This is a genomic window from Kitasatospora sp. MAA4, from assembly GCF_029893355.1.
Taxonomy (GTDB): domain Bacteria; phylum Actinomycetota; class Actinomycetes; order Streptomycetales; family Streptomycetaceae; genus Kitasatospora.
This window is the reverse complement of the sequence record NZ_JARZAI010000001.1, coordinates 262734-287438: the sequence shown is the minus strand read 5'-3', so window position 1 is coordinate 287438 and position 24705 is coordinate 262734. Positions and strand designations below refer to the sequence as shown.

Here is a 24705-nt window from a genome sequence, read left to right as displayed (position 1 = left end):
TCTGGCACTCCAGGGGTGTGGCACGTAACATAGTAATGTGAAATTGCACTGACAAGGGATCTAGCGCCACGTTATCCAGCTGTGTCCTAACGGGCACTCAGTTCACTTCCACCGCACGCGTATTGATGCAGCTCAGCCCGGCCCCGCCGGACAAAAGCCCCGATACTCCAGGAGCCGCCCCCATGACCTCCCAGCCGTCCCGCCGCGTCGCGCCACCCCTCAACATCGGCAGTCACGACCTCCCGGTCTCGCCGGCCCTGGACGCGTTCATGGCCACCTCCTGGGCCGCCACCCCGCTACCCGCCACCGATCGCGTCCCGCCCTACGCGGTCACCCCCGCCCGCCGCGCCCGCCTCTCCGCCACCTTCCCCGGCGAGCGGCTGGTCGTCCCCGCCGGACAGCTGCGGGTCCGCAGCAACGACGACGACCACCGCTTCCGCCCGCACAGCGCCTACACCTGGCTCACCGGCCTCAGCGGCGAGGACCAGGTCGGCCACGTCCTCGTCCTGGAGCCCACCGGCCCCGAGGGCCACGAGCCGGTCCTCTACCTGCGCCCGCGCTCACCGCGCTCCGGCCAGGAGTTCTACCGCGACCGCCGCTACGGCGAGTTCTGGGTCGGCCGCCGCCCCGACCTGGCCGAGGCCGCCCAGCTCACCGGCCTGCGCGTGGAACACCTGGACGACCTGGAGAAGCTGCTCACCGGCCCGCAGCCGGCCACCCGGGTACTGGCCGGAGTCGACCCGGCCGTCGACTCCCACACCGCCCGCCCCAGCGCCGAACACGCCGGGGCCGACGGCCGGTTGGCCGCCGCGCTCTCCGAACTGCGCCTGGTCAAGGACGCCTGGGAGATCGGCCAGCTCCAACTGGCCGTCGACCACACCACCGCCGGCTTCGAGGACGTCGTCCGTGCCCTGCCCACCGCACTGCGCCACCCGCGCGGCGAGCGCTGGATCGAGGGCGTCTTCGACCTGCGCGCCCGCGCCGAGGGCAACGGCACCGGCTACCAGACCATCGCCGCCTCCGGCGCCCACGCGTGCGTCCTGCACTGGATCCGCAACGACGGCGCGCTCGACCCCAGCCGACTCCTGCTGCTGGACGCCGGCGTGGAGACCGACACCCTCTACACCGCCGACGTCACGCGCACCCTGCCACTCAGCGGCACCTTCTCCCCCGTCCAGCGCCAGGCCTACGACCTGGTGCTCGCCGCCCAGGACGCCGGCATCGCCGCGCTGCGCCCCGGCGCCAGCTTCCGCGACTTCCACCGCGCCGCGATGCGCGTGATCGCCGAGGGCCTCGCCGACTGGGGCGTCCTGCGGATCCCCGCCGAGCAGGCCCTCCAGGAGGACAGCGGCCTCTACCGCCGATACACCCTCTGCAGCAGCGGCCACATGCTCGGCCTGGACGTCCACGACTGCGGCAAGGCCCGCGCCGAGACCTACCTGGACGGCGTCCTGGAGGAGGGCCAGGTCCTCACCGTCGAACCCGGCCTCTACCTCCAGCCCGACGACGAGACCCTCCCGCTGGAACTGCGAGGCATCGGCATCCGCATCGAGGACGACCTCGTCATCACCGCCGACGGAGCCCACCTGATGTCCTCCGCCCTCCCGCGCACCGCCCCCGCCATCGAGGAGTGGATGGGCACCCTGCTCTCCTGATCCCCTGCCCGGGGGCGGGGCCGCAGGCCGTCAGGCCACCTTCACCGTGACCGGCCCACGCTGGACCACCACGGACACCTCGCCCCCGAGCGCGGCAGCGTACGCGCGCAGCGTCTCCAGGCTGTCCACCTGACCGTGCTCGATCTGCGACACCCGCGCCTGACTGACCCCGAGCGTCCGCGCCACCTCCCGCTGCGTCAACCCCGCCGACCGCCGCAACTCCGCCAGCTCGTGCCCGCGCACCCGAGCCATCGTCTCCGCCCGCATCCGGGCCCGCTCGGCCTCGGCCTCGGGAGTGGCAAGCTCGGGGTTGAGCCTCATCCCTTCGGCCCACACCTCGCTCCAGCTACGCACCTTCATTCGCCAGCTCCGTTCATCCGGTCGTCGAGATACTGCCGATACCGCTGCTCGGCCATGGGGATGCTCTCCTCGTACCAGCGCGACCATTGGCCGCACTTGTCGCCAGCCACCAGGATGATTGCCTCGCGATCCACATCGAAGACGAAGAGCAGCCGAATCTCGGAGCGACCGGCTGAGCCTGGCCTGAGTTCCTTGAGATTGTGCAACCGACTCCCGTGGATTCGATCAACCATGGGTCTGCCAAGCAGCGGACCTCGACGAGCCAAGAGAGTCACCGCATCGGCGATCTGGTTGGCGGTGTCAGGGTCATCGATGCAGATCTTGAGGAACCAGTCCTCCACCGCGTCTACGAGCGAAATCTCCCACATGCCGCGAACTTAAGTTGTGCTTTATACGGTACCGCCCCAAAGGCCCCTCATCCACTCCATCGAGCGACAGAACAGCCCCCGCCGCGCGCCCCCTACCCCCGGGCCTCCCGCCACAGCTGGGCCGTGATGTCGGCGGCCGGGCCCGGGCGGGTGGTGGGGTGGGCGGTGCCGGCCCAGAGGTGGAGGGCTTGGGGGTCGGCGCGGTGGGCGGCGGCGGCGCGTAGGGGCTGGGTGAGGTGGTGGACCTCGGGGTAGGCGTGCGGGGCGTGGGGGCCGTGGCGGTCGATGAAAGCGTTGCGCAGGCCGCGCGCCGGGCGGCCGGTGAAGGCGCGGGTGACGACCGTCTCGGTGAAGCGCGGGTCGGCGAGTGCGGCGCGGTGGGTGGCGGAGGTGCCGGCCTCGTCCGAGCGCAGGTACGCCGTGCCCAGCTGCGCGGCCACCGCGCCCGCGCGCAGCGCGGCGGCGACGGCCGCGCCGGTGCCCAGCCCGCCGGCCGCGATCAGCGGCAGGTCGGTGGCGGCGCGGACCAGCGCGAGCAGCTCCAGCAGCGGCACCTCGCCCGGCTCGTCCTCGACCCGGTGGGTGCCGCGGTGGCCGCCCGCCTCGGGCCCCTGGACGCAGAGCACGTCGACGCCGATCCGCGCCGCCGCCCGCGCCTCCTCCACTCCGGTGACGGTGGCGACCTGCGCCGTCCCCACCGCCCGCAGCGCGTCCGCCTCCTGACGGGACGGCAGGCCGAAGGTGTACGACACCACCGCGACCGGGTCGGCCAGCAGCGCCGCGAGCTTGCCGGCCCAGCCGTCGTCGTCCGCCGCGAACCGCGCGGGGAGCTCGACGCCCCAGCGCTCGGCCTCGGGCAGCAGCTCGGCCCGGTAGGCGAGCAGAGCCTCCCCCGCCGACTGCCCGGGCGGGGACGGCACAAAGAGGTTCACCCCGAACGGACGGCCCGTCAGCCCGCGGGTGGCGGCGATCTGCTCGGACATCGCGACGGCCGTACGGTATCCGGCGGCCAGGAATCCCAGGCCGCCGGCCGCGTTCACCGCCGCCACCAGCTCGGGAGTGGAGGCCCCGCCTGCCATCGGCGCGGCGATGATCGGAACGGTCAGAGCGGCGAAGTCGACGTCGTAGGAGGACACCCCGCCACCCTACCCACGGCCTCACCGGCCCGGCGTAGCCCGCGGGGCGGGGCACCCCGGGGGTGCGTAGGTTCGCAACCGAACGACGACGTTCACGCCCCTCCCTCCCCCGGAGTACCCCCATGCGGATCCCCGCTCCCCTGACCGCCACCCTGACCGCCGCCCTGTTCGTCCCGCTCGCCCTCGCTTCCGGCGCCCAGGCGGCCCCGGCTGCCCATGGCACGCCGGTCACCCGGGCTACCCCGGCGACGCACCGGGACGCCTTCGCCCGCGACCTCTCGGTGAGCGTGCAGCCCGTCGGCCCGGCCGCCCCCGGCGCGGTGGCCCCGCTGCTCGTGACGGTCTGCAACCACGGCACCGAGACCCCCACCTCGGCGACGCTGGTGGTCAACGGACCCGCCGACCCCAGCCTGGCGCTCACCGCGGGACCGGACGACCCCGGCCCTTCAGTGCCCCGGTCACCAGCGGCGTCCTGGAGCTGTACCGCCCGCCGAAGCCGGCCGCCGCCGGCAACCCCGCCGACTTCGAGATCGTCGAGCGCAACCTCGGGCCGTCCACCGACTACCCGTGGCGCGGCCAGGTGGTGGCCCAACTCCCGCCCGGCTCCACGTTCCTGAGCTCCGCCCCGACCTACAGCGCCTGCGTGATCTCCGCGGACGGGACCACCGCGACCTGCCCGGACACCGTGAACAACACCTGGTCGACCTTCAACCGCGGCTTCGCCATCCAGGTGGACCCGGCCGCCACGCCCGGCACCAGCATCCCGGTGACGATCACCCAGCAGGCCCCGGCCAACCCGGACCCGCACGCGTTCACCCTGACCGTGCTGGTCCCGGTCTGCTGATCACACCGCAGCCCGAATCCGGCAGCTCAAGCCGGCCGGATCAGCCCGCTGCTCAGCCCGGCCGCAATCGCCGCGGTACGGCTGTCCACGCCGAGCTTGTCGTAGATGTGCACCAGGTGGGTCTTGACGGTCGCCTCGCTGATGAAGAGCCGCTTGGAGATCTGCCGGTTCGCCAGCCCCTCGGCGAGCAGCCGCAGGATCTGCCCCTCCCGGGGCGAGAGCGTCGGGCGCCCCGCCCGGACCCGTCCCAGCAGTCGGGCGGCGACGGGCGGGGCGAGCACCGTCTCACCCCGGGCGGCCGCCTGGACCGCCGCCACCACGTCCTCGGGCAGCGCGTCCTTGAGCAGGTAGCCGGTGGCGCCGGCCTCGACCGCGGCCAGGATGTCGGCGTCGGTGCTGTAGGTGGTGAGGATCAGGACGGCGGGCGGGTCCGGCAGCGCGGTGATCCGCCGGGTCGCCTCCACGCCGTGCATGCCGGTGCCCATCTGGAGGTCCATCAGCACCACGTCGGGCCGGGTCTCCAGCTCCTCCAGCAGCCGCAGCGCCTGCGCACCGTCGGCCGCCTCGCCGACCGCCTCCAGCTCCGGCAGGTCGTCCACCATGGCGCGCAGGCCGCGCCGGACCACCGGGTGGTCGTCCACCAGCAGCACCCGGATCACCGCGCCACCGCCGCACTCCCGCAGACGCCGACGGTCAGCACGCTCTCCGCCGTCACCACCGAACGCAGCGGTAGCGAGGCCGCCACCGCCGTCCCCTCGCCCGGCGCCGACTCCACCGTCAGGCTGCCGCCCAGCGCCGCGATCCGCTCGTGCATGCCGTGCAGCCCGAAGGTGGGCCGCGCCCCACTGGGCACAGTCTGTACGGTCTGCGGGTCGAAGCCGACGCCGTCGTCGAACACGTCCAAGGTCACCTCGTCGTCCAGGTAGGTCAGCGTCACGGCGATCTGCCGGGCCCGCGCATGCCGTACCGCGTTGGCCAGCGCCTCCTGGGTCAGCCGCAGCAGCGCCACCTCCGCCTCCACCGGCAGCGGGTAGGGCTCGCCGTCCAGCTGGAAGGCCGCGCCCGGACCGGCCGCCAGGCGGCGCAGCGCCTCGGTGAGGGTCACGTCGTCCAGCGCGGGCGGGGTCAGCGCCTGGACGAAGCGGCGCGCCTCGGCGAGGTTCTCGGAGGCGGTCTGCCCCACCTCGCGGATCCGGCTCGCGGCGGTCGCCGGGTCGGCCGGCAGCGCCGCGTCGGCGGAGCGGGCCAGCAGCACGATGCTGGAGAGCCCCTGGGCCAGCGTGTCGTGGATCTCCCGGGCCAGCCGCTGCCGCTCGGCCAGCCGGCCGGCCTCGCGCTGACTGGCTGCCAGCGCGTCGCGGGTGCGCATCAGGTCGTCGATCAGCCGCTGCCGCTCGCGGCTCTCCCGGTAGAGCGCGGCGTAGCCGTACGCGGTGAGCAGCGCGACGGCCAGCCCGGCCAGCGGGCCGAGCACCTTGGGCGTGGTCAGACCGCCGGGCGTCCCCGCCTGCGCCGCCACCACGACCCCGGTCAGCGCGACGACGGACGGGACGGCCCAGCGCACCGGCATCAGGTGCAGGCAGACGAAGTAGAGCGGGAAGACCAGGTAGCAGAACTCCGGGTGGAGCAGGGTGAGCCCCGCCCACAGCGCGACCACCGCCCCCAGCCACAGGCCCGCCCACAGCCGGTCCGTCCGGATCCGCTCGGCCAGGCCGCCCGCCGCGTAGACGGCGGCCAGCGCGCCGGCGATGACCAGCCCGGCCGCCCCGAGGGCGCCGTCCAGCAGGCCGCGGACCACGAGCACCACCAGGAGGGTGAAGAACAGCCCGTGCAGGGCGAGGTTCATCAGCCGCAGGGCCGGGGTGTTCGCAGAATGGCCGACGGCGTCGTCGGTCCCCTCGGGGGTGGGTGTCTCGGTACGGCTCACGCCTTCCGAGGGTACGGGCCCGGCGGGGCTGATCCACTCCGGGCGGCATCAACCGTTCGGTGGATTCCCGGGTGCATCACACGATGGTGCCCGGACCCGCTCCTCTCCCCGATGGCACCGGCGCGCGCACTCGACAGAGTGGGAGTACAAACCGCTCCCCCAGCCACCCCGGAAGGGCCCACCGTGTTCGTCGCCCTGCGTGACATCCGTTTCGCCAAGGGCCGCTTCGCCCTGATGGGCGCCGTGGTCACGCTGATCACCACCCTCGTCGTCTTCCTCTACGGGCTGACCGGCGGGCTCTCCTCCGCCGCCTCCTCGGCCATCGCCGGACTGCCGGTCGACCGGATCGTCTTCGCGGCACCCGCCGGGGCCTCGCCGACCGTCTCGTTCAGCAACAGCACCGTCTCGCCCGCCCAGCAGGCCGCCTGGAGTGCCGCCCCCGGTGTGCGCAGCGCGGCGCCGCTCGGCATCTCGATGACCCGGCTGACCGCGGACGGCGCCGCCGCCTCGGTCAGCGTGCTCGGCACACCGGCCGCGCTGCTGCCGCCGCTGAGCGCCGGCAGCGCGCCGCAGGACGGGCAGGTCGCGGTCGGCGCCGACACCGCGGCCGCCTACCACCTGACGGTCGGCTCGCAGGTGAAGGTGGGCCCCAGCACCCTCACCGTCTCCGGCATCACCGCCGACCGCTCCTACGCGCACGCCCCGACGGTGTGGACCACGCCGACCGGATGGCAGGGCGTCAGCGGCCAGACCCGGCCGACCGCGCTCGCGCTGGTCGGCGGCGGCGCCGGGCGCGCCGCGCTGGACGCGGCGCAGAACACCGACACCGTCGCGCTGGCCGACGCCCCGGCGGGCATCGACGGGTACTCCGCCGAGCAGGGCAGCCTGCAGATGATCCAGGGCTTCCTGTTCGCGGTCAGCGCGCTGGTGGTCGGGGCCTTCTTCACCGTCTGGACGGTCCAGCGCAAGCCCGACATCGCGGTGCTCAAGGCGGTCGGCGCGAGCAGCGCCTACCTGGTACGCGACGCGCTCGCGCAGGCCGCGGCCGTCCTGCTGGGCGGCGCGGTGCTGGGCGGGGCGGCGGGTGCGGTGGGCGGACTGATCGCCTCCAACGGGGTGCCGTTCGACCTGAGCGTCTCCAGCGTGGCCGTGCCGGTGACGGCGATGGTCCTGCTCGGCCTGGTCGGCGCCGCGCTGGCCGTCCGCCGCATCACCTCCGTCGACCCGATCGCCGCCCTGGGAGCCAACCGATGACCACCGCCCTGGTTCACACGCGCACCGGACTCGCGCTGCGCGACGTCACCCTCACCTACCCCGACGGCGAGAGCCGCCTCACCGCCCTGGACCACGTCTCCCTGGAGGTCGCGCCGGGCGAGTTCACGGCCGTGGCCGGGCCCTCCGGCTCGGGCAAGTCGAGCCTGCTGGCGGTGGCCGCCACGCTGCTGCGCCCGGACAGCGGCCAGGTGGTGATAGACGGTCAGGACGCCGGCGCGCTCGGCGAACGGGAGCGCACCGCGCTGCGCCGCGACCGCCTCGGCATCGTCTTCCAGCAGTCCAACCTGCTGGCCTCACTGACGGCGGTGGAGCAGCTGCTCGTCCTGGAGGACGTCCGCGGCGGGCGCGTCCGCGAGGCCCGCGGCCGGGCGCAGGAGCTGCTCGCCTCGGTCGGCCTGACCGGCTCCAAGCAGCAGCGCCGCCCGCACCAGCTCTCCGGCGGCGAGCGCCAGCGGGTCAACATCGCCCGCGCGCTCTTCGGCCGCCCCTCCGTCCTCCTGGTGGACGAACCCACCTCCGCCCTGGACCACGAGCGCGGCGCCCAGATCGTCGCCCTCCTCGCCGAAGTCACCCGCACCCACCACACAGCCACCGTGATGGTCACCCACGACCGCGACCTGCTGGGCCGCGTCGACCGCGTCCTGGAGATGCACGACGGCCGCCTGAACTCAGACGGCTGACCGACTACTTGACCGGCCCCAGCACACTGTCGACGTCGATCTCGACCGCCGCACCGATGCTCTCGGGCAGCGTGAACCGCTGCCCGGGGTGGTGCACGGCGTGCACGCGGTACTCGCCGTCCTTGGGGTCGGTCAGCACCATGACGCGCCGGTTCCTGCGGTCGACGATGACGTAGACGGGGATCCCGGCGGAGGCGTAGGCGGCGGGCTTCGTCTTGAGGTCGGTCTGGTAGTTGGCGGAGGTGACCTCCACCACCAGGCGAAATACGACCGGGTCGTAACAGTTGAGCTCGGCCGGATGGTCCTCGAAGTCGGCATCGACAAGCGCCAGATCGGGAATCACATAATCCGACGGCCCATCCGGGAGCCAGACTCCGATGGCCTGGATGAGTTCGGTATCCCCCTCGTCCAAACCGGCAGCCATGAACGGCTTCATGATGCGGGTCAGCGAGCGGCCGTGCGGGCCGTCAGCGGGCGGCGTCACGAGGATCTGGCTCCCGAGGATCTCGACGCGATAACCGGCCAGTCGGCTGGAGATCAGGTCAGCGGCTTCGAGCAGCGTCAGCTGTTCGCAGGGCTGCTCAATTGCTGCGGCGGACATGGAATTCCTCCTGGCTGCCGATGTCGAGACCATCATCGTAAAGCGACTTCCCCGCCCGGGGCCGAATACCCGCGCCCCACCCGGACGGGCTAACTCACCGCGTCCGCAGGCGCAGGGCCGACTTCTCCTCCGGGGGGAGTTCGCGGCCCTCGGCCCACAGGGAGCGGACGTGGCCCAGGTGGCGGGTCATGCAGGACTCGGCGGCGGGGGCGTCGCCGGTGAGCATGATGTCCAGCAGCTCCAGGTGCTCCTCGGCGGAGGAGACCAGGTCGCCGCGCTCGTCCAGGCGGGTCAGGCCGTAGAGGCGCGAGCGCTTGCGCAGGTCGCCGACCACCTCGACCAGGCGGGCGTTGCCGGCCAGGGCGAGCAGGGTGAGGTGGAACTGCCGGTCGGCCTCCAGGTAGCCGATCAGGTCGTGCTCGCGCGCGGCGGCCACGATCTCCAGGGCGACCGGCCGCAGCGCCTCCAGCTGCTCGCGGGTCGCGCTGCGGGTGACCCGGCCGACGGTGGGGACCTCGATCAGCGCGCGGATCTCGGTGAAGTCGTCGAGGTCGCGCTCGGTCACCTCGGTGACCCGGAACCCCTTGTTGCGGACGGCCTCGACCAGCCCCTCGCGGGCCAGGTCGAGCATCGCCTCACGGACCGGGGTGGCCGAGACGCCGAAGTCGGCGGCGAGCGCGGGCGCGGAGTAGACGGCTCCCGGACGCAGCTCCCCCGAGATCAGCGCAGCACGCAACGCGTGCGCGACCTGGTCGCGCAGGCGCTCCTGAACGGAAATAAGGGTGCGGGGCTTCGAGTCGGTCACTGCGGTCCTCCGAACGGTGCGGAGCACCAGCGTACAATGTCACGTTTCTTTGATCATCCACCGTGACGAAACTTGCGGTGAAGCTCCGCCGCCACCGCGAGATCCTGCCACGCCATCCCGACGCTCTTGAAGAAGCGCGGAGAACTGCGCGGCACCGGGGCCCGGCCGGTGACCAGTTCGGCCAGGTTGTACCAGTCGTCGGGCCCGGCGGTGGCGCCCTCGGCGCGGGCCAGCAGCAGGTCGCCCGCCTCGCGCAGGGCGACCGCGCGCGACTCGACGTAGCAGGCGGCACGGCGGACCAGTGCGGCGTCCGTCTCGCGGCCGGCCGGGTCGTGCGAGCCGACGGCAGCCACCACCGCGCGGTCGGGGACGAGCGCACCGTCGAAGAGCGGCTCGGCGGAGGTGGTGCAGCAGACCACCAGGTCGGCCCCGGCCACCGCGTCGGGGGTGCCGACGGCCGCCACCAGGCCGCAGCGGCGGGCGTACTCGGCGAGTTCCCGCGCCGGGCCGGGACGCCGGGCGACGACCGTGACGCGCTCCAGCGGGCGGATCGCCGCCAGCGCGTCCAGGTGCCCGTACGCCTGCGGGCCGGCGCCGAAGAGCACCAGGTGCGCGGCGTCGGGCTCGGCCAGCACGTCCAGGGCCACGGCGGTGACGGCCGGGGTGCGCAGCGCGGTGAGCGCGGCGCCGTCCAGCAGGGCGAGCGGCTGGAGCGTGGGGCCGTCCAGCAGCAGGTAGCTGCCGGTGATCCGGGGCAGGCCGCGGGCGGGGTTGGCGGGGGCGACGCCCGCGATCTTCACGCCCGCGTACTCGGCGGTTGCGGCGGGCATCATCAGCAGCTCGCCGGCCGGCACCCGTACGTTGCTGCGGGCCGGGCAGTCCTCGGGGTCGAGCCCGTCGCGCAGCACCTGCCGGACGGCCGCCGCGGCCTGAGCGGGCGTGAGGTCGACGGGGAGCCAGGTGAGCGGCTGGTCGGGGGCGAGCGTCATGATGATCCGATCGGTGAGGTGGAGGTCCGCAGCGCGAGCGCGGCGGGCAGGGCGGCCGCCACGAGGGCGACCAGGACGCAGAGTGCGGTGAGCGCGCCGAGCGTGCTCCAGGGCCCGTCGGCGAGCAGCGGGCCCAGCGGCAGGTCGCCGACCAGGCGCCGCAGCGCCGCCCAGGACCCGCCGACGCTGACCGCAGCGGCCAGCGCCCCGAGCAGCGCGCCGGCGCCCACGCAGATCAGCGCCTCCACGGTGACCACGGCGACCACCTGGGTCCGGGTCGCCCCGGCCAGCCGCAGCAGGGCCAGCTCGCGGCGGCGGTCGGCGACGGTCATCACCAGGGTGTTGGCCAGCGCGATGACGGCGTAGACCAGGCCCAGGCCGAGGATCAGTTCGAGGCCGGTCCGGGACTGCTCGACGTTGGCGTCCCGGGTGCCGGCCGCCACCTGCGCGGGCAGCAGCACCCGGGCGCCGGTGCCGCGCGCCGCCCGGTCGAGCGCGGCCGCCGTACGGGAGCGGTCCGCGCCGGGCGCCAGCTGGACGTACGCGACGGAGACCGGCGCAGTGCTGTCCGAGCCGGCGAGCGGCAGGTAGGCGGTGGCCGGGCCGCCGGTGGAGGCGAGCAGGGCGGCCACCCGCAGCGTGGCCGGCGTGCCGTCCGCCCGCCAGAGGGCGATCCGCTGGCCGACCTTCGCCGAACCGGGCCAGTCCCGGCTCAGCGCGACCGAGTCCGCGCCGAGGTCGGCGAGCGAGCCTGCCAGCACGGGCGTGCGGGAGACGGCGGCCAGGGCGGCCGGGTCGACCTCGGCCACCGGCGCCGGGATCAGCGCGGCGCCGTCCTGGAGGGTGAACAGGGTGCTGGGGGTGACGGTGAGCACGACCGTGCCGGGCACCGCCCGCACCTGGTCCACCGCGGCCCGGCTCAGGGTCGGCCCGCCGGCCGGCAGGACCAGGAAGTCGGTACCGGCCAGCTGGTCGCGGGTGGCGGCCACCTTGGCCGAGTCGATCGCGTCCAGTGAGCCGAGCAGGCACCCGGACAGGCCGATCACGATCACCACGGGCGTCACGGTGGCCAGCGTGCGCCCGGCCGCGCCCAGCACCCCGGCCCGGGCAGCCCGCCACACGAACCTGCCCCGAGATCCGCCCCGCCCGGCGAGCAGCCGCACCAGCGGGCGGGCCAGCACCCCGGCCAGCACCACGAACGCGCCGCTGATCCACAGCGCCAGCGAGGCGGACGCCCCGGCGTTGGCCGCGTACTGCGGCGTCCACAGCGCGATCGCACCCGCCACCGCGAGCCCGGCCAGCAGCGCGAACCCACCGCCCACCGCGCGCAGCACCCGCGCCGCGCGCCCGTCGCGCTCCACCGCCGCCTCCCGCAGCGCCTCCAGCGGTCCCACCCGTCCGGCCCGCCAGGAGCTGACCAGCACCCCGGTGGTCGCGATCAGCAGGCCGGTCACGGCAGCGGCCAGCAGCGCCCACCCGCTCGGCGGCACGCTGAAGCCGGTCGGCACCAGGGCGCGCGCCACCAGCCACCGGCCGAGCAGCGGCGCGGCCGCCAGAGCGAGCACACAGCCGGCCGCCGAGGCCGCCAGGCCGACCAGCAGGGCTTCGTAGCGCACCAGTCGGCGCAGCTGGTGGCGGCCGGCGCCGATCAGGCGCAGCAGGGCGAGTTCGCGCCGCCGCTGGGCGACCGAGAAGGCGAAGGTGCCGGCCACCACGAAGCCCGCCACCAGCACCGCGACCGCGGCGGCCAGGCCCAGCGGCGTGGTCACACCGTCCAACTGCCCCAGCGCCGCTGCCCGGTTGGGGTCGGCCAGCGCCAGGTCCGGGCCGCTGCGCAGCGCCACGGGCGCGCCGGCGACGGCGCGTGCCAGCTGGTCCGGCGGACCGTAGGCGATCAGCGCGTTCACCGCGGGCGAGATCCGCTCGGCCTGCGCGTCGGTCAGGAAGAGCGCGTGCTCGAAGGTGACCGGGGCGGTCACCCCGGTCACCGTGACCGGGGTCGGCCCGGCGGCGGTGAGCAGGGTGAGCGAGCGGCCGACGCTCGCCGGGTCGCCGCCGCCGACCACCACCTCGCCGTCCGCGGCGGGGGCGCGGCCGGCGGTGAGCCGGTAGCCGCCGTACTGCGCCGCCGACCAGGCGTGCCCGACCTGGTCGCGCGGGCCGCCCGGCAGCCGGGCCGCGAAGGTGCGGTCGGTGACGGTGCGTCCGGTCCGGGCGACCGTCGCGACCAGCGCGGGCGTCAGGCCCGGCTGGTCGGCGGCCGGCAGGCGCTGCTCGGCGCCGGAGCTGTCGATGGCGCTCACCTCGGTGTCCGGCAGCAGCACCGCCGGGGCGGCGGAGTAGCGCTGCGGACGGTCGGTCAGGTGCCCGGTGGCGGTGATCACCAGCAGCGTGGTCGCCAGCAGCGCGACGCCCAGCGCCAGCGCCAGGAAGCTGCCGGCCAGGGAGGCCCAGCGCACCCGCAGGGTGGACCGGGCGATCCTCAGCATGGGCACAGCTCCGCAGAGCGCGTCTTCGTCATGTGATCATCTTCTCGGCACGGAACCGCCGCGGACATCCGGGACGCCCCGGAGGAAACCCTGACCGGTCCCCGCCGGGGACCCTGATCAGACCAGCAGGAACCCCGTGCCGAGCTCGTCCCGCGGATCGAGCAGGAAGCGGTGCTCCCCCGTACGGTAGGCCTGGCCGGTGACCTCGGTGAGCACACCGCGCGGGTGGTGCCCGAGCAGCCGACCGGTCATCACCGTCCCGACCACGGACTCGTGCCGCAGCTCCTCCCCCGGCGCGAGCCGCCCGTCCTCGGCCAGCAGCGCGAGCCGGGCGGACGTGCCGGACCCGCACGGGGAGCGGTCGATCTGGCCGTCCGCGAAGACGGTGACGTTGCGCTGGCTGGGCCCTGACGGGGTGTCGGGCAGCTCCTGGTGGAGGATCACCCCGTAGAGGTCGTACGCCGGTAGCAGCGCGGCGCGGACCTCCCGGGCGAGCGCGGTCAGCTCCGGCAGGGCGGCCCGGTCGACCGAGGGCACCGCGAGCGAGGCGTAGCAGGCGCCGGAGTCCGCGAGGTCCACCTGCACGGTGCCGCGCGAGGTGGCGACGGGCACCTTGCGGGCGAGCACCGCGGTCGGCACGTTCTGGAAGGCGACCGCGGTGGTGAGCCCGCCGGCGCGGTGCACCACCGCGGTCACCCGTCCCGAGGGCACGTCGATCCGCACCCGGGCCGTGCCGTTGTCGGGGGCCGCCACCAGCCCGCTGTCCACGGCCCAGGCGCCGAGCGCGATGGTGCCGTGGCCGCAGGCCGTCGAGTAGCCGTCCTTGTGCCAGAAGAGCACGCCGAGGTGCGCCTCGCTGTCGTCCGGCGCCACCACGAAGCCGCCGTACATCCCCGCGTGCCCGCGCGGCTCTCGGGTGAGCAGCCGGCGCACCTCGTCCAGCCGCCCCCGCCGCACGGTGGCCTGCGCGATGGCCCGGCGCTCGGCCACCGTGTCGCCCGGGACCGGCGGCAGCCCGCCGGTGACGATCCGGAACGGCTCGCCGGCCGTGTGGTAGTCCACCGTCTCGATGCCCACCGGCGCGACGCTCTCCGGCGCGCCGCTCACCGGACGTCTCCGGCCGGCAGCAGCGTGACGGTGCGTCCGGCGGTGTAGAAGTCGAGCGCGGCCTGGCCCTGCTCGCGCGCGCCGTAGGAGGCGGCCTTGGCGCCGCCGAACGGCAGGTGGAAGTCGACGCCGCTGGAGGGGGTGTTGACCCGGATCATCCCGGCGTCCAGGCGGTCGGCGACGGCCAGCGCGGTGTCCAGGCTCCGGGTGTGCACGGAGGTGGCCAGCGTGTGCCGGGTGCTGTTGGCCAGCGCGATCGCCTCGTCCAGGTCGGCGGCGGGCAGCAGGACCGCGACCGGGCCGAAGAACTCCTCGGCCAGCAGCGGGTGTTCCTGCGGCACCTCGGCGAGCAGCGTGGGCTCGATGAACCAGCCGTCCCGGTCCGGGCGTTCGCCGCCGGCCAGCACGGTGGCGCCGTCCGCGCGGGCCGAGCCGATCGCCCCGGCCAGCCGGTCCAGCGCGGCCTGCGAGATCACCGGGCCGCAGGCCGTGCCGGGCAGCGCCGGGTCACCGGCCGGGGTGGCGGCCAGCGCCTTGGCGAGCGCCTCGCGCAGCGGCTGGTAGGCCTCGCCGACGGCGATCACCTTGCTGGTGGCGGTGCACTTCTGGCCCGCGTACCCGGCGATGGCGGCGGCCAGGTGGGCGGCGGCCTGCTCGATGTCGGCGTCCGGCAGGACCAGCGCGGCGTTCAGGCCGCCCATCTCGGCCTGCACCGGGATGCCGCGCGTGGTGGCGGCGGCGATCACGGCCGCGCCGGTGGCGGTGGAGCCGGTGAAGGAGACCACGTCGGCGGCCGAGACCAGGGCGCTGCCCTCCTCCGCACCGCCCGGCACCACGGTGAGCACGTCGGCGGGCAGGCCGAGCAGTTCGACCAGCCGCAGCGCGCAGGCGGTCGCCTCGGGCGCGGGCTTGAGCACCACGGTGTTGCCGGTGGCCAGCGCGGGCGCGGCCTTCCAGACCGGGATGGCCAGCGGGAAGTTCCACGGTGTGATCAGCCCGGCCACCCCGTGCGGCCGGCGCCGGGTCAGCAGCAGCCCCTCCCCGGCCGCCGGCTCGTGCACGGCGCCGGTCGGCGCGTACGGCGCCTGCGCGTAGTAGCGCAGGATCGCGGCGGTGCGGGCGACCTCGCCGCGCGCCTCGGCGATCGGCTTGCCCACCTCACGCACCGTCAGCGCGGCCAGCTCGTCGGCGTGCGCCTCGACGGCCTCGGCGGCCCGGCCCAGCGCCGCCGAACGAGCCGCCGCACCGGCGGCCAGCCAACCGGGCTGCGCGGCGCGGGCCCGCTCGACGGCCGCCGCGGTGCCGAACGCCCCGGGCGCCTGGACCTCGACGACCAGATCGGCGGGGTCGGCGGGGTTGTACGAGGTGACTGTCACAACAGGAATCCTTCGGGGAACGGGTCGCTCGGGTCGAGGAAGTACTGGGCGGTGCCGGTCAGCCAGGCGCGGCCGGTGACGGTGGGCACCACGGCGGGCAGGCCGGCCACCGTGGTCTCCTCCACCAGGCGGCCGGTGAAGCTGGTGCCGATGAAGGACTCGTTGACGAAGTCGGCGCCGATCGGCAGCTCACCGCGGGCGTGCAGCTGGGCCATCCGGGCCGAGGTGCCGGTGCCGCAGGGCGAGCGGTCGAACCAGCCGGGGTGGATGGCCATCGCGTGCCGGGAGTGCTCGGCGGTGGAACCGGGGGCGAGCAGGTTGACGTGGTGGACGCTGTGGAAGGACGGGTCCTCGGGGTGCACCGGGCGGTCGGCCTCGTTGATCGCGTCCATCAGGGCCAGGCCCGCCTGGAGGATCTCCTGCTTGTTGGCGCGATCGAAGGGGATCCCGAACTCGGCCAGCGGCAGGATGGCGTAGAAGTTGCCGCCGTACGCCAGGTCGTAGCGGACCGTGCCGTGGCCGGGGACCTCGATCTTGCGGTCGAGGCCGACCGAGAAGGAGGCCACGTTGCGGATCGTCACGGCGGTGGCCGCGCCGTCCTTGACCTGCACCTCGGCGACGACCAGCCCGGCGGGGGTGTCCAGGCGGACCGTGGTGACCGGCTCGACGACCGGCACCATGCCGGTCTCCACCAGCACGGTGGCCACCCCGATCGTGCCGTGCCCGCACATCGGCAGCAGGCCGGAGACCTCGATGAAGAGCACCCCGAAGTCGGCGTCCGGCCGGGTCGGCGGCTGCAGGATCGCGCCGCTCATCGCGGCGTGGCCGCGCGGCTCGTACATCAGCAGCGTGCGGAAGTGGTCCAGGTGCTGCTGGAAGTGCGTGCGGCGCTCGGCCATCGTGGCGCCGGGGACGACGCCGAAGCCACCGGTGATCACCCGGGTGGGCATACCTTCGGTGTGCGAGTCCACGGCGTGGAAGACGTGACGGGTGCGCATCGGTGACCCTTCGTCAGGAGACCGGGCCGGCCCGGACGGCCGGCCCGGACGGGATTAGCGCAGACCCTCGGCGAGGGCCTTCTCGGTGGCGGCGCGGACGGCCGCGTCGATCTCGGGGGAGAGCGGGGCGCGCGGGGCGCGGGTGGGACCGCCGGGGCGGCCGGCCAGGTCCATGGAGAGCTTGATCGCCTGGACGAACTCGGTCTTGGAGTCCCAGCGCAGCAGCGGGTGCAGCGCCTTGTAGAGCGGCAGCGCGGTCGCCAGGTCGTGCGCGAGGGCGGCCCGGTAGAGGGAGACCGAGGCCTGCGGCAGGGCGTTGGGGTAGCCCGCGATCCAGCCCACCGCGCCGGCCAGCGCCAGTTCGAGCAGCACGTCGTCGGCGCCGATCAGGAGGTCAAGGCCCGGGGCCAGCTCGGCGATCTCGTAGGCGCGCCGGACGTCGCCGCTGAACTCCTTGACCGCCACGATGCTGCCGTCGCGGTGCAGGGCGGCCAGCAGCTCGGGCTGGAGGTCGACCTTGGTGTCGAACGGGTTGTTGTACGCCACCACCGGCAGGCCCACAGCGGCCACCTCGGCGTAGTGCGCGCGCACGGTGGCGGCGTCGGCCCGGTAGGCGTTCGGCGGGAGCAGCAGGACGGAGCCGGCTCCGGCGTCGGCGGCCTGCTCGGTCCAGCGGCGCGACTCGGCGCTGCCGTACGCGGCGACGCCGGGCATCACGCGCGCGCCGTCGCCGGCGGCCTCGACCGCGGTGTGCACGACCTTGGCGCGCTCCTCGTCGGTGAGCGTCTGGTACTCGCCGAGCGAGCCGTTGGGGACCACGCCGTCACAGCCGGAGTCGATCAGCCAGCGGACGTGCTCGGCGTAGGCGTCGTAGTCCACCGAGCGGTCGTCCCGCAGAGGCAGGGCGGTGGCGACCATGATCCCGCGCCACGGACGGGTGGGGTCGTTCAGGGCGTTGGGCACGAGTATCTCCTTGGTGAGGTGTGACATTTTATAGGCGCCCGACGAATGGCGCAAGCATCCAGCGCGCGCCATCGTGACGGACGATCAGTTCTCGGGACGCCCGGCCGGCTCCCCCAGCTCGGCCGACTCCGCCAGCCCGGCCGACTCCCCCAGCTCGGCCGACTCCCCCAGCACGGCCAGCTCCCCCAGCACGACCGGGCACGACAGCGGACGGCTGTCCGGCTTCTGCGGCCCGTCCCCGGAGAGGCAGGCCACCGCCGGACCGCACATCCGGCCCTGGCACCAGCCCATCCCGGCCCGGGTGAGCAGCTTGACGGTGCGCGGATCGCCGGCACCCAGCTCCTGGACGGCCTCGCGGACGGCGGAGACCGGGACCTCCTCGCAGCGGCAGACCTCGGTGTCGGGCCGCAGCCAGGCACTCCAGTCGGGCCCGGGACGGTGCGAGGCGGCCATCAGCTCGGCGAACGCCCGCAACCGCCGGCGCCGGCTCAGCAGGGCCCGCGGCGGCTGCGCCCCGGCGATCGCCAGTGCCGCCGCCTCGCCCTCGGCGATGGCCAGTTCGGCCCCGCCGACGCCGCAGGTCTCGCCCGCCGCCCAGAGCCCGGGCACGCTGGTGCGCTGGCGACCGTCCACCCGCAGCGCCACCGTGCCGTCCGGCACCGCGCGGGTGGCGGCGCCCAGTTCGGTGGCCAGCTCGATCTGCGGGACCAGCCCGTGGCCGACCGCCAGCGCGTCGCACTCGATCCGGCGCTCGGTGCCGGGCACCGGGCGCCAGCGGGCGTCCAGCGCGGCCACCGTCACGCCGGTCACCCGGTCGGTGCCGTGCGCCCGCACCACCGCGCTGCCGCGACGCAGCCGCACGCCGTGGCGGGCCAGCGCCGCGCCGTGCACCGCGCCCTCGACCAGCTTGCCGGGGACGGCTGCCAGCACGCCCGGACGGCGGGCGTAGCCGAGGTAGTCCCCCGCCTCCACGACGGCCGGCACCGCGGCGCCGGCGGCCGTCAGCGAGGCGGCCGCGGCCAGCAGCAGCGGGCCGCTGCCGGCCACCACCACCCGGTGTCCGGGCAGCACCAGTCCCGACTTGAGCATCGCCTGCGCGCCGCCGGCGGTGACCACCCCGGGCAGCGTCCAGCCGGGGAACGGCAGCTGGCGCTCGTAGGCGCCGGTGGCCAGCAGGACGGCGCGGGCCGAGATCACGGCGCTGCGCGCGGAGTCCGCGCCGACCGCGGCGTGCAGGCGCCACTGCTCGCCCGCCTCGGCCGTCCACACGTGGTGGTGGGCCAGGTGGTCGATCCGCCCGGCGGCGACGTGGGCGGCCAGCCGGTCGGCCAGGTCGGTGAAGACGGACCAGTGGTGGTGCAGCCGGTCGGGCCGGGCTGCGCCGAGCTCGGGGGCGGGGTGGCGGTAGTACTGGCCGCCGGGTCGGGCGCCGGCGTCCAGCAGTGCGCAGCGCAGCCCGTGGTCGGCGGCGGCGACCGCGCCGGCCAGCCCGGCGGGACCTGCCCCGATCACCGCGAGGTCGTACGGCTGCAGATCGTCAGACGGCGAGGTCGCCATGGCCGTGGCCCTCCTGGGTGGTGACGGTGTCCCCGGGCTCGGCCGGGATCAGACAGGTGCGCTGGTTGGGGCGGCCGTTGACGGTGGCCAGGCAGTCGAAGCAGGCGCCGATGCCGCAGAACGCGCCGCGCGGGCGGCCGGTGACCCGGGTGGTGCGCCAGGCCAGGATGCCCTGGGCCCAGAGCGCGGCGGCGATGCTCTGCCCGGCCAGCGCGGGGATCGGGCGGCCGTCGAACTCGATGGTGTGGGCCGGGCCGGGGTCGGCCTCGACCAGTGCGGCGGGGGTGCGGCGCATGGCTGATCCGTTCTGCGAGCTGAAAGTGAGGGGACGGGCTTCAGGCCGGGAAGCGGTCGGGCCGGAACGGCGCGAGGTCCAGCTCGGGCCGTTCGCCGGTCAGCTGGCGGGCGATCAGCAGCCCGGTGGCCGGCGCCAGCCCGATCCCCGCGCCCTCGTGTCCGCAGGCGTGGTAGAGGCCCGGCACGCGCGGGTCGGCGCCGATCGCGGGCAGGTGGTCCGGCAGGTAGGGCCGAAACCCCCGGTAGGCCCGCAGCACCCGGACCCCGGCCAGCACCGGGAAGAGCCCGGCGGCCTGCGCCGCCAGCCGTTGCAGCACTTCGGTCGAGAGCGTGCGGTCGAACCCGACCCGCTCCCGGCTGGCACCGATCAGCACCGGCCCGGACGGGGTGCCCTCGACGACGGCCGAGGTCTGCAGCGCGGCCGAGCCGCTGGCCACGTCGGCCACGTAGTCGGCGGCGTACACCTTGTGCCGCACCACCCGCGGCAGCGGCTCGGTGACCAGGACGAAGCCGCGCCGGGGCAGCACCGGCAGGCTCACCCCGGCCATCGCCGCGAGTTCGCCTCCCCAGGTGCCGGCCGCGTTGACCACCGCGCCGGCCGCCAGTTCCCGGCGCTGGGTGCGCACGCCGGTGACGGCGCCGTCGGGCCCGGTGGGCAGGCCGGTGACGGCCTCGCCCAGGTAGAGCTCGGCGCCGGCCAGCCGGGCGGCGCGCAGCAGGTGAGCGGCGGCAAGCGCCGGCTGGACCTGCGCGTCCTGGGGGTAGAGGAAACCGCCGGCCATTCCCGGGGCCAGGTGCGGCTCCAGCTCGTGCAGCCGCTCGCCCGGTACCTCCTCGGCCTTGACGCCGGCGGCCGCCTGGCCGGCGGCGAAGGCCCGCAGGGCGCTGTGCCGCTCGGGGTCCGAGGCGACCACCAGGCCGCCCTTGGGCTCGTACTCGACGGCCGCCGGCAGCTGTTGCGCCAGCTCGGTCCAGAGCCGGGCGGAGAGCAGGGCGAGGTCGAGCTCGGGTCCCGGTTCCTTGTCGGAGAGCAGCAGGTTGCCCTCTCCGGCGCCGGTGGTGCCGCCGGCCACCGGGCCGCGGTCGACCATGGCGACCGACAGGCCGGCCTCGGCTGCGTAGTACGCGCAGGCGGCACCGACGACGCCGGCACCGATCACCACGACGTCGTGGGAGGGTCTCGTGAGCACGTCAGTAATATGTCACATTGCGAACGCACTGCCAAGACGACCCCCCGAAACAGCAAAAAGCCCCGGCCGCCGCCCTGCTACGGGAGGCGACCGGGGCTCATGGGCCACCGGGATCAGGTGATGTCGTCGTCGACCTGCTCGCCGCGGGCAGCCGGCACCGAGGCCATCGGCGCGGCCGAGGCCTCCACCGGGCCGGACGCCTCGACGCCCTGCACCGAGCCGACGCCCTCCACGCTCAGGTCCAGGTGCGAGGCCTCCTCGTCACCGAGCCCGTCGTCCGGGTTGCGGCGGCGCCTGCGCCGGTCGTTGAGCAGCGCGATCCCGACCGCGACGAAGAAGAGCAGCCAGATCGGCGAGGCCAGCGCGAGCATGCTCACCGGGTCGGCGCTCGGCGTGGCGAAGGCCGCGAAGACCGTGATGCCCATCACCATGCCCCGCCACCAGCCGAGCATCCGCTTGCCGGAGAGCGCCCCGGTGAAGTTGAGCATCACCAGGATCAGCGGGAACTCGAAGGCGGCACCGAACACCAGGACCATCCTGGTCGCGATGTTCAGGTAGTCCTCGGTGGGCAGGATCTGCTGCGCGCCGATCGGGGTGAAGGAGCCCAGCACCCGGATCGTGGTCGGCATCAGCAGGTAGGCGCAGGCCGCACCACCGAGGAAGAGCGGCGTGCCCGCGGCCAGGAAGCCCAGCGAGTAGCGGCGCTCGTTCTTGTGCAGACCCGGCGAGATGAAGGCCCAGAGCTGGTAGAGCCAGATCGGCACGGCGCCGACCAGACCCGCCGTGATGCAGACCTTCAGGGTGAGCGCGAACGGCGCCGTGACGCCGATGACCGCGACCTCGGCGCAGTGGCCGTGGAAGTTGGGGTCGGTCAGCTGCTCCTTGGTGCAGGCCGGCAGCGGCTCCATCAGCAGGTGCAGCAGCTCCTTGCTGAAGAAGGCCGCGACGATCGTGCACGCCACGATCGCCAGCACCGACTTGACCAGTCGGTTCCGCAGCTCGCGGAGGTGCTCCCCGAGGGACATCCGTCCGTCGGGGTCCTTGGGCGGTTTGGAAGACTTGCTCAACCCCGGTCCTCAACTCGTGCGTCGCGGTCCGCCGGGCGGCGGGCCGCGGTGCCAGGGCCGGTCCGTCCGCGTCAGTGCGGGCGGCCCGGCCTCTGCTCGGTGACCGGCCGCGCGGTGGAGGCATCACCGGGTGCGGCCTGGATCGTCCTGACCGTCTCGGCCGCAGCCCGGGGGGCCTTGGCGATCCGCTCGCCACTCTCGTCCCGCAGCGCCCGCGTCTCGCTCTTGAGGATGCGCAGGGACTCGCCCAGCGACCGGGCCAGCTGGGGCAGCCGCTTCGCGCCGAAGAGCACGGTGACCATCGCGGCGATCAGGAGGAACTCGACGATCCTGCCCATGGGGCGACGACCTTCCTGGCGAGAGCGGCGATCCGGGCCGGGCTCGGAGCGCGGGAGCGGACGGGACGGTGCGGCCCGCGCACAGCACGGGCCACGTGAGAGCCTAACCCGCGCGCAGCGGGCCCAGGAGCCCCCCAACCCTCACGAGCAGGTGAAGTTTGGACGCACCGCTTACCCGCGGACGGTCCCGGCCAGCTCCGCGCAGGCCTCGGTCAGGGTGCGGGCCGCGGTGTCCACCTCGCGCGAGAGCACCCGCACATCCAGCCACAGCCGCATCGCGAGCACCCCGAGCACCAGCAGCCCGGCGGTGCCGAGCCCCACGACCGCCATCAGGATCCACGGCACGAACAACCTCCACTGGGACGGAAACGCCTAGCCCTCGACCGGGACGAGCCGCATGGTGCGCACCCCGGCGCCGGTCAGCGCCTCGACGATCTTCTCACCGGCGGGCTTGCGCACCGCCGCGCCGCAGACCGGGCAGCTGAAGCTGTAGAAGGTCCGCTCCTTGGTGCGCCCCAGCGCCAGGCGGAACTCCGAGGCGGCCAGCTCGACCTTCTCCCGGCACTGCGAGCAGTAGACCTTGAACCTGGTGTCCTCTTCCGTCACCTCGGCGCCGTCCCGCCCTGGTAGCCCGCCAGCGCGGCCAGCGCCGCCTCCCGGGCCTCCTCGGCCAGCGGGGCCGGCGAAACGATCCGCCCGTCCCGGCCCAGTCGCAGCGCCAGCGTGCGCAGACCGGACGGGTCGGAGCTGCGCAGGGTGATCCGCAGGCCGCCGTCGGGCAGCTCCTCGGCCAGGTCGTGGGTGTAGTACTCGGCCACCCAGCGGCCGGCGGGACCGACCTCGACGACCACCTCGGGGTCGTCCGCGCCCGGGTTGACCAGGCCCTGCGAGAGGTCGCGGGGCTCCAGGCGCGGCGGGCGGGCGGGCTCGTCCAGCAGCTTGACCTCGGCGACCCGGTCCAGCCGGAAGAGCCGGCGGTCCTCCGAGGTCCGGCACCAGCCCTCCAGGTAGGTGTGGCCCTCGGTCACCAGGCGGATCGGGTCCACCTCGCGCTCGGTCATGCCGCCGCGCCCGTGCGAGTAGTAGCGCAGCCAGATCAGCCGGCCCTCGGAGAGCGCGCGGTCGATGTCGGCGAAGACCTGGCCCTCGGCCTCGAAGGTCACTCCGACCCGGGCGCTGCCCTCCGCGCTCTCCCCCGCCGCGTTCTCGATCTTGGCGACGGCGCGGGTGAGCGCCTCCCGGTCACGCGCGCGCAGGCCCGGCAGGCCGGCCACCGCGCGGGCGGCCACCAGCAGCGCGGTCGCCTCGTCGGCGGCCAGCCGCAGCGGCTGGGCGACGTCGTCGACGTTGTGCCACCAGATCCGCTCGCCGTCGGTGTCGATGTCCAGCAGGTCGCCGCCGCGGAAGCTGGTGCCGCACATCGGCAGCACGTTCAGGTCCGCGATCAGCTCGCGCTCGGTGATCCCGAACGCCCGGGCCACCTCGGCGACCTCGGCGCCGGGGCGCTCGCGCAGATAGGTGACCAGTGAGAGCATCCGGCGGGTCTGGTCGATGGCGTTGCTCACCGGGTGGCTCCTTCAGGCGCTTGTGCTGCGAGCCCGGCCACTGCGCGCAGCCGGTCGATGACGTCGGCCCGCAGGTCGTCCGGCGCGAGGACGACCAGGTCCGGGCCGAACTCGGCGAGGTCGGCGCCGAGCCCGTGGCCGTACGGGATCTCCAACTCGTCCCAGTCCGCGTCGATCTGACGGGTCGCCAGTGCCTTGGTGCGCAGCGGGAACCCGGCACCGCGGCGGACCCGGACGGTGGCGCTGGCGGTGGCGCCCTCACCGGCGAAGGTGGCGACGTACGCCCGGACGTCCACGTGCTCGGGGATCGGCGCGGCGAACGCGCCCGAACGCGAGCGGACCTTGCCGGTGATCCGGCTCAACCGGAAGACCCGCACGGCGGAGCGGTCGCGGTCCCAGCCCGCCAGGTACCAGTGGCCGCGCCAGCACTCCAGCGCCCACGGCTCCACCGAGCGCGCCTCGACGGCCGCGGACCCGGACTTGCGGTACTCGAAACTGACGGGCCGCCGGTCGCGGGCGGCCAGCAGCAGCGGCTCGAACGCGGCCTCGCGGGCCGGGATCCGGGGCTCCAGCGCGGTGCGGCCGTCGGCGCCGTCCTCGGTGAACGGCACACCCGCCGCGCGCAGCTTCTGCAGCGCGCCGCTAGCGGCGCCCGACAGGCGCGCCTGGTGCCAGACCTTGGCGGCCAGGCTCAGCGCGGCCGCCTCCTCGGCGTCCAGCGCGATCTCGGGCAGCCGGTTGCGGTCGGCGCGGGCCAGGTAGCCGATCTCGCCGTCGGAGGTGTTCTCGTCGACGTCGATGACCAGGCCGAGCTCGCGAAGATCGTCCTTGTCGCGCTCGAACATCCGGTTGAAGGCGTCCTCGCTGCCGTGCTGCCAGGCCTCCCGGTAGGCCTCGATGGACTCGCGCAGCTCTCGCTTGGAGAGCGGGCGTTTGGTGTTCATCAGGCACAGGGCGAGGTTCATCAGCCGCTCTGCCTTGGCGATCGCCATCGTGACCCTTCCGGTGTGCCGCGCAGCGCGCGGGCTGCGCCGCCGGGCCATACGTGGACCCGGCGGACCCGACCGTACCGGTAGCGGGACCTGCGGCGAAAGCCGGGACCGGACGACGACGGCCGC

27 protein-coding genes are annotated in these 24705 nt (G+C 74.7%); 5 read left to right on the top strand and 22 right to left on the bottom strand.

Annotated elements, in window-relative coordinates; all coding sequences use genetic code 11:
* The first annotated feature begins 182 nt into the window (after positions 1 to 182).
* Entirely contained in the window at positions 183 to 1655 is a 1473-nt protein-coding gene (locus P3T37_RS01290) for an aminopeptidase P family protein (protein WP_280721474.1), read from the top strand.
* A 30-nt stretch (positions 1656 to 1685) separates the two neighbouring features.
* Here P3T37_RS01290 and P3T37_RS01285 read toward each other — a convergent pair whose 3' ends face one another.
* The 3 genes from P3T37_RS01285 to P3T37_RS01275 all read right to left on the bottom strand — a co-directional run bounded on the left by P3T37_RS01285 (position 1686) and on the right by P3T37_RS01275 (position 3519).
* Positions 1686 to 2015: a helix-turn-helix transcriptional regulator gene (locus tag P3T37_RS01285; RefSeq protein ID WP_280721473.1), complete on the bottom strand. Its 330-nt coding sequence runs from the start codon at positions 2013 to 2015 to the stop codon at positions 1686 to 1688.
* Positions 2012 to 2383 carry a type II toxin-antitoxin system RelE/ParE family toxin gene (locus P3T37_RS01280; protein WP_280721472.1) on the bottom strand — a complete coding sequence of 124 codons (372 nt, stop codon included), beginning with the start codon at positions 2381 to 2383 and terminating at the stop codon, positions 2012 to 2014. Before P3T37_RS01280 ends, P3T37_RS01285 begins: the two co-directional genes overlap by 4 nt.
* Before the next feature lie 92 nt (positions 2384 to 2475).
* Positions 2476 to 3519 (bottom strand): nitronate monooxygenase, encoded by a 1044-nt coding sequence (locus tag P3T37_RS01275; protein ID WP_280721471.1) that lies wholly within the window; start codon positions 3517 to 3519, stop codon positions 2476 to 2478.
* A 122-nt stretch (positions 3520 to 3641) separates the two neighbouring features.
* Here P3T37_RS01275 and P3T37_RS01270 point away from each other — a divergent pair, with 122 nt between their 5' ends.
* Both P3T37_RS01270 and P3T37_RS01265 read left to right on the top strand, forming a co-directional pair.
* The gene (locus tag P3T37_RS01270; protein WP_280721470.1) at positions 3642 to 4136 is read left to right on the top strand and encodes a hypothetical protein; all 495 of its coding nucleotides are present in this window, start codon (positions 3642 to 3644) and stop codon (positions 4134 to 4136) included.
* 26 nt (positions 4137 to 4162) lie between these two features.
* On the top strand, positions 4163 to 4363 hold the full coding sequence (locus P3T37_RS01265) for a hypothetical protein (protein WP_280721469.1): 201 nt from the start codon (positions 4163 to 4165) through the stop codon (positions 4361 to 4363).
* 26 nt (positions 4364 to 4389) lie between these two features.
* On the opposite strand, the gene P3T37_RS01260 is transcribed toward P3T37_RS01265, so the two are convergent.
* Entirely contained in the window at positions 4390 to 5022 is a 633-nt protein-coding gene (locus P3T37_RS01260) for a response regulator transcription factor (protein ID WP_280721468.1), read from the bottom strand.
* Positions 5019 to 6290, bottom strand: a complete 1272-nt coding sequence (locus P3T37_RS01255) for a sensor histidine kinase (RefSeq protein WP_280721467.1) — start codon at positions 6288 to 6290, stop codon at positions 5019 to 5021. Before P3T37_RS01255 ends, P3T37_RS01260 begins: the two co-directional genes overlap by 4 nt.
* 183 nt (positions 6291 to 6473) lie before the next feature.
* Here P3T37_RS01255 and P3T37_RS01250 point away from each other — a divergent pair, with 183 nt between their 5' ends.
* Both P3T37_RS01250 and P3T37_RS01245 read left to right on the top strand, forming a co-directional pair.
* Positions 6474 to 7544, top strand: a complete 1071-nt coding sequence (locus P3T37_RS01250; RefSeq protein WP_280721466.1) for an ABC transporter permease — start codon at positions 6474 to 6476, stop codon at positions 7542 to 7544.
* Positions 7541 to 8245 carry an ABC transporter ATP-binding protein gene (locus P3T37_RS01245; RefSeq protein ID WP_280721465.1) on the top strand — a complete coding sequence of 235 codons (705 nt, stop codon included), beginning with the start codon at positions 7541 to 7543 and terminating at the stop codon, positions 8243 to 8245. Before P3T37_RS01250 ends, P3T37_RS01245 begins: the two co-directional genes overlap by 4 nt.
* 4 nt (positions 8246 to 8249) lie before the next feature.
* On the opposite strand, the gene P3T37_RS01240 is transcribed toward P3T37_RS01245, so the two are convergent.
* The 17 genes from P3T37_RS01240 to P3T37_RS01160 all read right to left on the bottom strand — a co-directional run bounded on the left by P3T37_RS01240 (position 8250) and on the right by P3T37_RS01160 (position 24579).
* A complete protein-coding gene (locus P3T37_RS01240) occupies positions 8250 to 8846 on the bottom strand; it encodes a Uma2 family endonuclease (RefSeq protein ID WP_280721464.1) in 597 nt (198 codons plus the stop codon).
* Positions 8847 to 8940: 94 nt separating this feature from the next.
* Positions 8941 to 9651 carry a GntR family transcriptional regulator gene (locus P3T37_RS01235; RefSeq protein ID WP_280721463.1) on the bottom strand — a complete coding sequence of 237 codons (711 nt, stop codon included), beginning with the start codon at positions 9649 to 9651 and terminating at the stop codon, positions 8941 to 8943.
* A 53-nt stretch (positions 9652 to 9704) separates the two neighbouring features.
* Positions 9705 to 10640 carry an ornithine cyclodeaminase family protein gene (locus P3T37_RS01230; protein WP_280721462.1) on the bottom strand — a complete coding sequence of 312 codons (936 nt, stop codon included), beginning with the start codon at positions 10638 to 10640 and terminating at the stop codon, positions 9705 to 9707.
* Positions 10637 to 13129, bottom strand: a complete 2493-nt coding sequence (locus P3T37_RS01225; protein WP_280721461.1) for an FtsX-like permease family protein — start codon at positions 13127 to 13129, stop codon at positions 10637 to 10639. Before P3T37_RS01225 ends, P3T37_RS01230 begins: the two co-directional genes overlap by 4 nt.
* A 117-nt stretch (positions 13130 to 13246) precedes the next feature.
* Positions 13247 to 14236: a proline racemase family protein gene (locus tag P3T37_RS01220; RefSeq protein WP_280721460.1), complete on the bottom strand. Its 990-nt coding sequence runs from the start codon at positions 14234 to 14236 to the stop codon at positions 13247 to 13249.
* Complete coding sequence (locus P3T37_RS01215; protein ID WP_280721459.1) at positions 14233 to 15612, bottom strand: aldehyde dehydrogenase family protein; 1380 nt, start codon at positions 15610 to 15612, stop codon at positions 14233 to 14235. Before P3T37_RS01215 ends, P3T37_RS01220 begins: the two co-directional genes overlap by 4 nt.
* On the bottom strand, positions 15609 to 16610 hold the full coding sequence (locus P3T37_RS01210) for a proline racemase family protein (protein WP_280721458.1): 1002 nt from the start codon (positions 16608 to 16610) through the stop codon (positions 15609 to 15611). The genes P3T37_RS01215 and P3T37_RS01210 overlap by 4 nt, the downstream gene beginning before the upstream one ends.
* A gap of 54 nt (positions 16611 to 16664) precedes the next feature.
* Positions 16665 to 17600: a dihydrodipicolinate synthase family protein gene (locus P3T37_RS01205; protein ID WP_280721457.1), complete on the bottom strand. Its 936-nt coding sequence runs from the start codon at positions 17598 to 17600 to the stop codon at positions 16665 to 16667.
* A gap of 57 nt (positions 17601 to 17657) precedes the next feature.
* Complete coding sequence (locus P3T37_RS01200) at positions 17658 to 19130, bottom strand: FAD-dependent oxidoreductase (RefSeq protein WP_280721456.1); 1473 nt, start codon at positions 19128 to 19130, stop codon at positions 17658 to 17660.
* Complete coding sequence (locus P3T37_RS01195; protein WP_280721455.1) at positions 19111 to 19425, bottom strand: (2Fe-2S)-binding protein; 315 nt, start codon at positions 19423 to 19425, stop codon at positions 19111 to 19113. The genes P3T37_RS01200 and P3T37_RS01195 overlap by 20 nt, the downstream gene beginning before the upstream one ends.
* A gap of 40 nt (positions 19426 to 19465) precedes the next feature.
* Positions 19466 to 20617 carry an FAD-binding oxidoreductase gene (locus P3T37_RS01190; RefSeq protein WP_280721454.1) on the bottom strand — a complete coding sequence of 384 codons (1152 nt, stop codon included), beginning with the start codon at positions 20615 to 20617 and terminating at the stop codon, positions 19466 to 19468.
* A 113-nt stretch (positions 20618 to 20730) separates the two neighbouring features.
* Positions 20731 to 21684, bottom strand: coding sequence for a twin-arginine translocase subunit TatC (gene tatC, locus P3T37_RS01185; protein WP_280721453.1), 954 nt, complete (start codon positions 21682 to 21684; stop codon positions 20731 to 20733).
* Positions 21685 to 21755: 71 nt separating this feature from the next.
* On the bottom strand, positions 21756 to 22022 hold the full coding sequence (locus P3T37_RS01180; protein ID WP_280721452.1) for a Sec-independent protein translocase subunit TatA: 267 nt from the start codon (positions 22020 to 22022) through the stop codon (positions 21756 to 21758).
* Between the two features lie 171 nt (positions 22023 to 22193).
* Positions 22194 to 22367 (bottom strand): hypothetical protein, encoded by a 174-nt coding sequence (locus tag P3T37_RS01175; protein WP_280721451.1) that lies wholly within the window; start codon positions 22365 to 22367, stop codon positions 22194 to 22196.
* Between the two features lie 27 nt (positions 22368 to 22394).
* On the bottom strand, positions 22395 to 22628 hold the full coding sequence (locus P3T37_RS01170; RefSeq protein WP_280721450.1) for a hypothetical protein: 234 nt from the start codon (positions 22626 to 22628) through the stop codon (positions 22395 to 22397).
* Positions 22625 to 23557, bottom strand: coding sequence for a WYL domain-containing protein (locus P3T37_RS01165; RefSeq protein ID WP_280721683.1), 933 nt, complete (start codon positions 23555 to 23557; stop codon positions 22625 to 22627). The genes P3T37_RS01170 and P3T37_RS01165 overlap by 4 nt, the downstream gene beginning before the upstream one ends.
* A 26-nt stretch (positions 23558 to 23583) precedes the next feature.
* On the bottom strand, positions 23584 to 24579 hold the full coding sequence (locus tag P3T37_RS01160; RefSeq protein ID WP_280721449.1) for a WYL domain-containing protein: 996 nt from the start codon (positions 24577 to 24579) through the stop codon (positions 23584 to 23586).
* Positions 24580 to 24705: the final 126 nt, after the last annotated feature.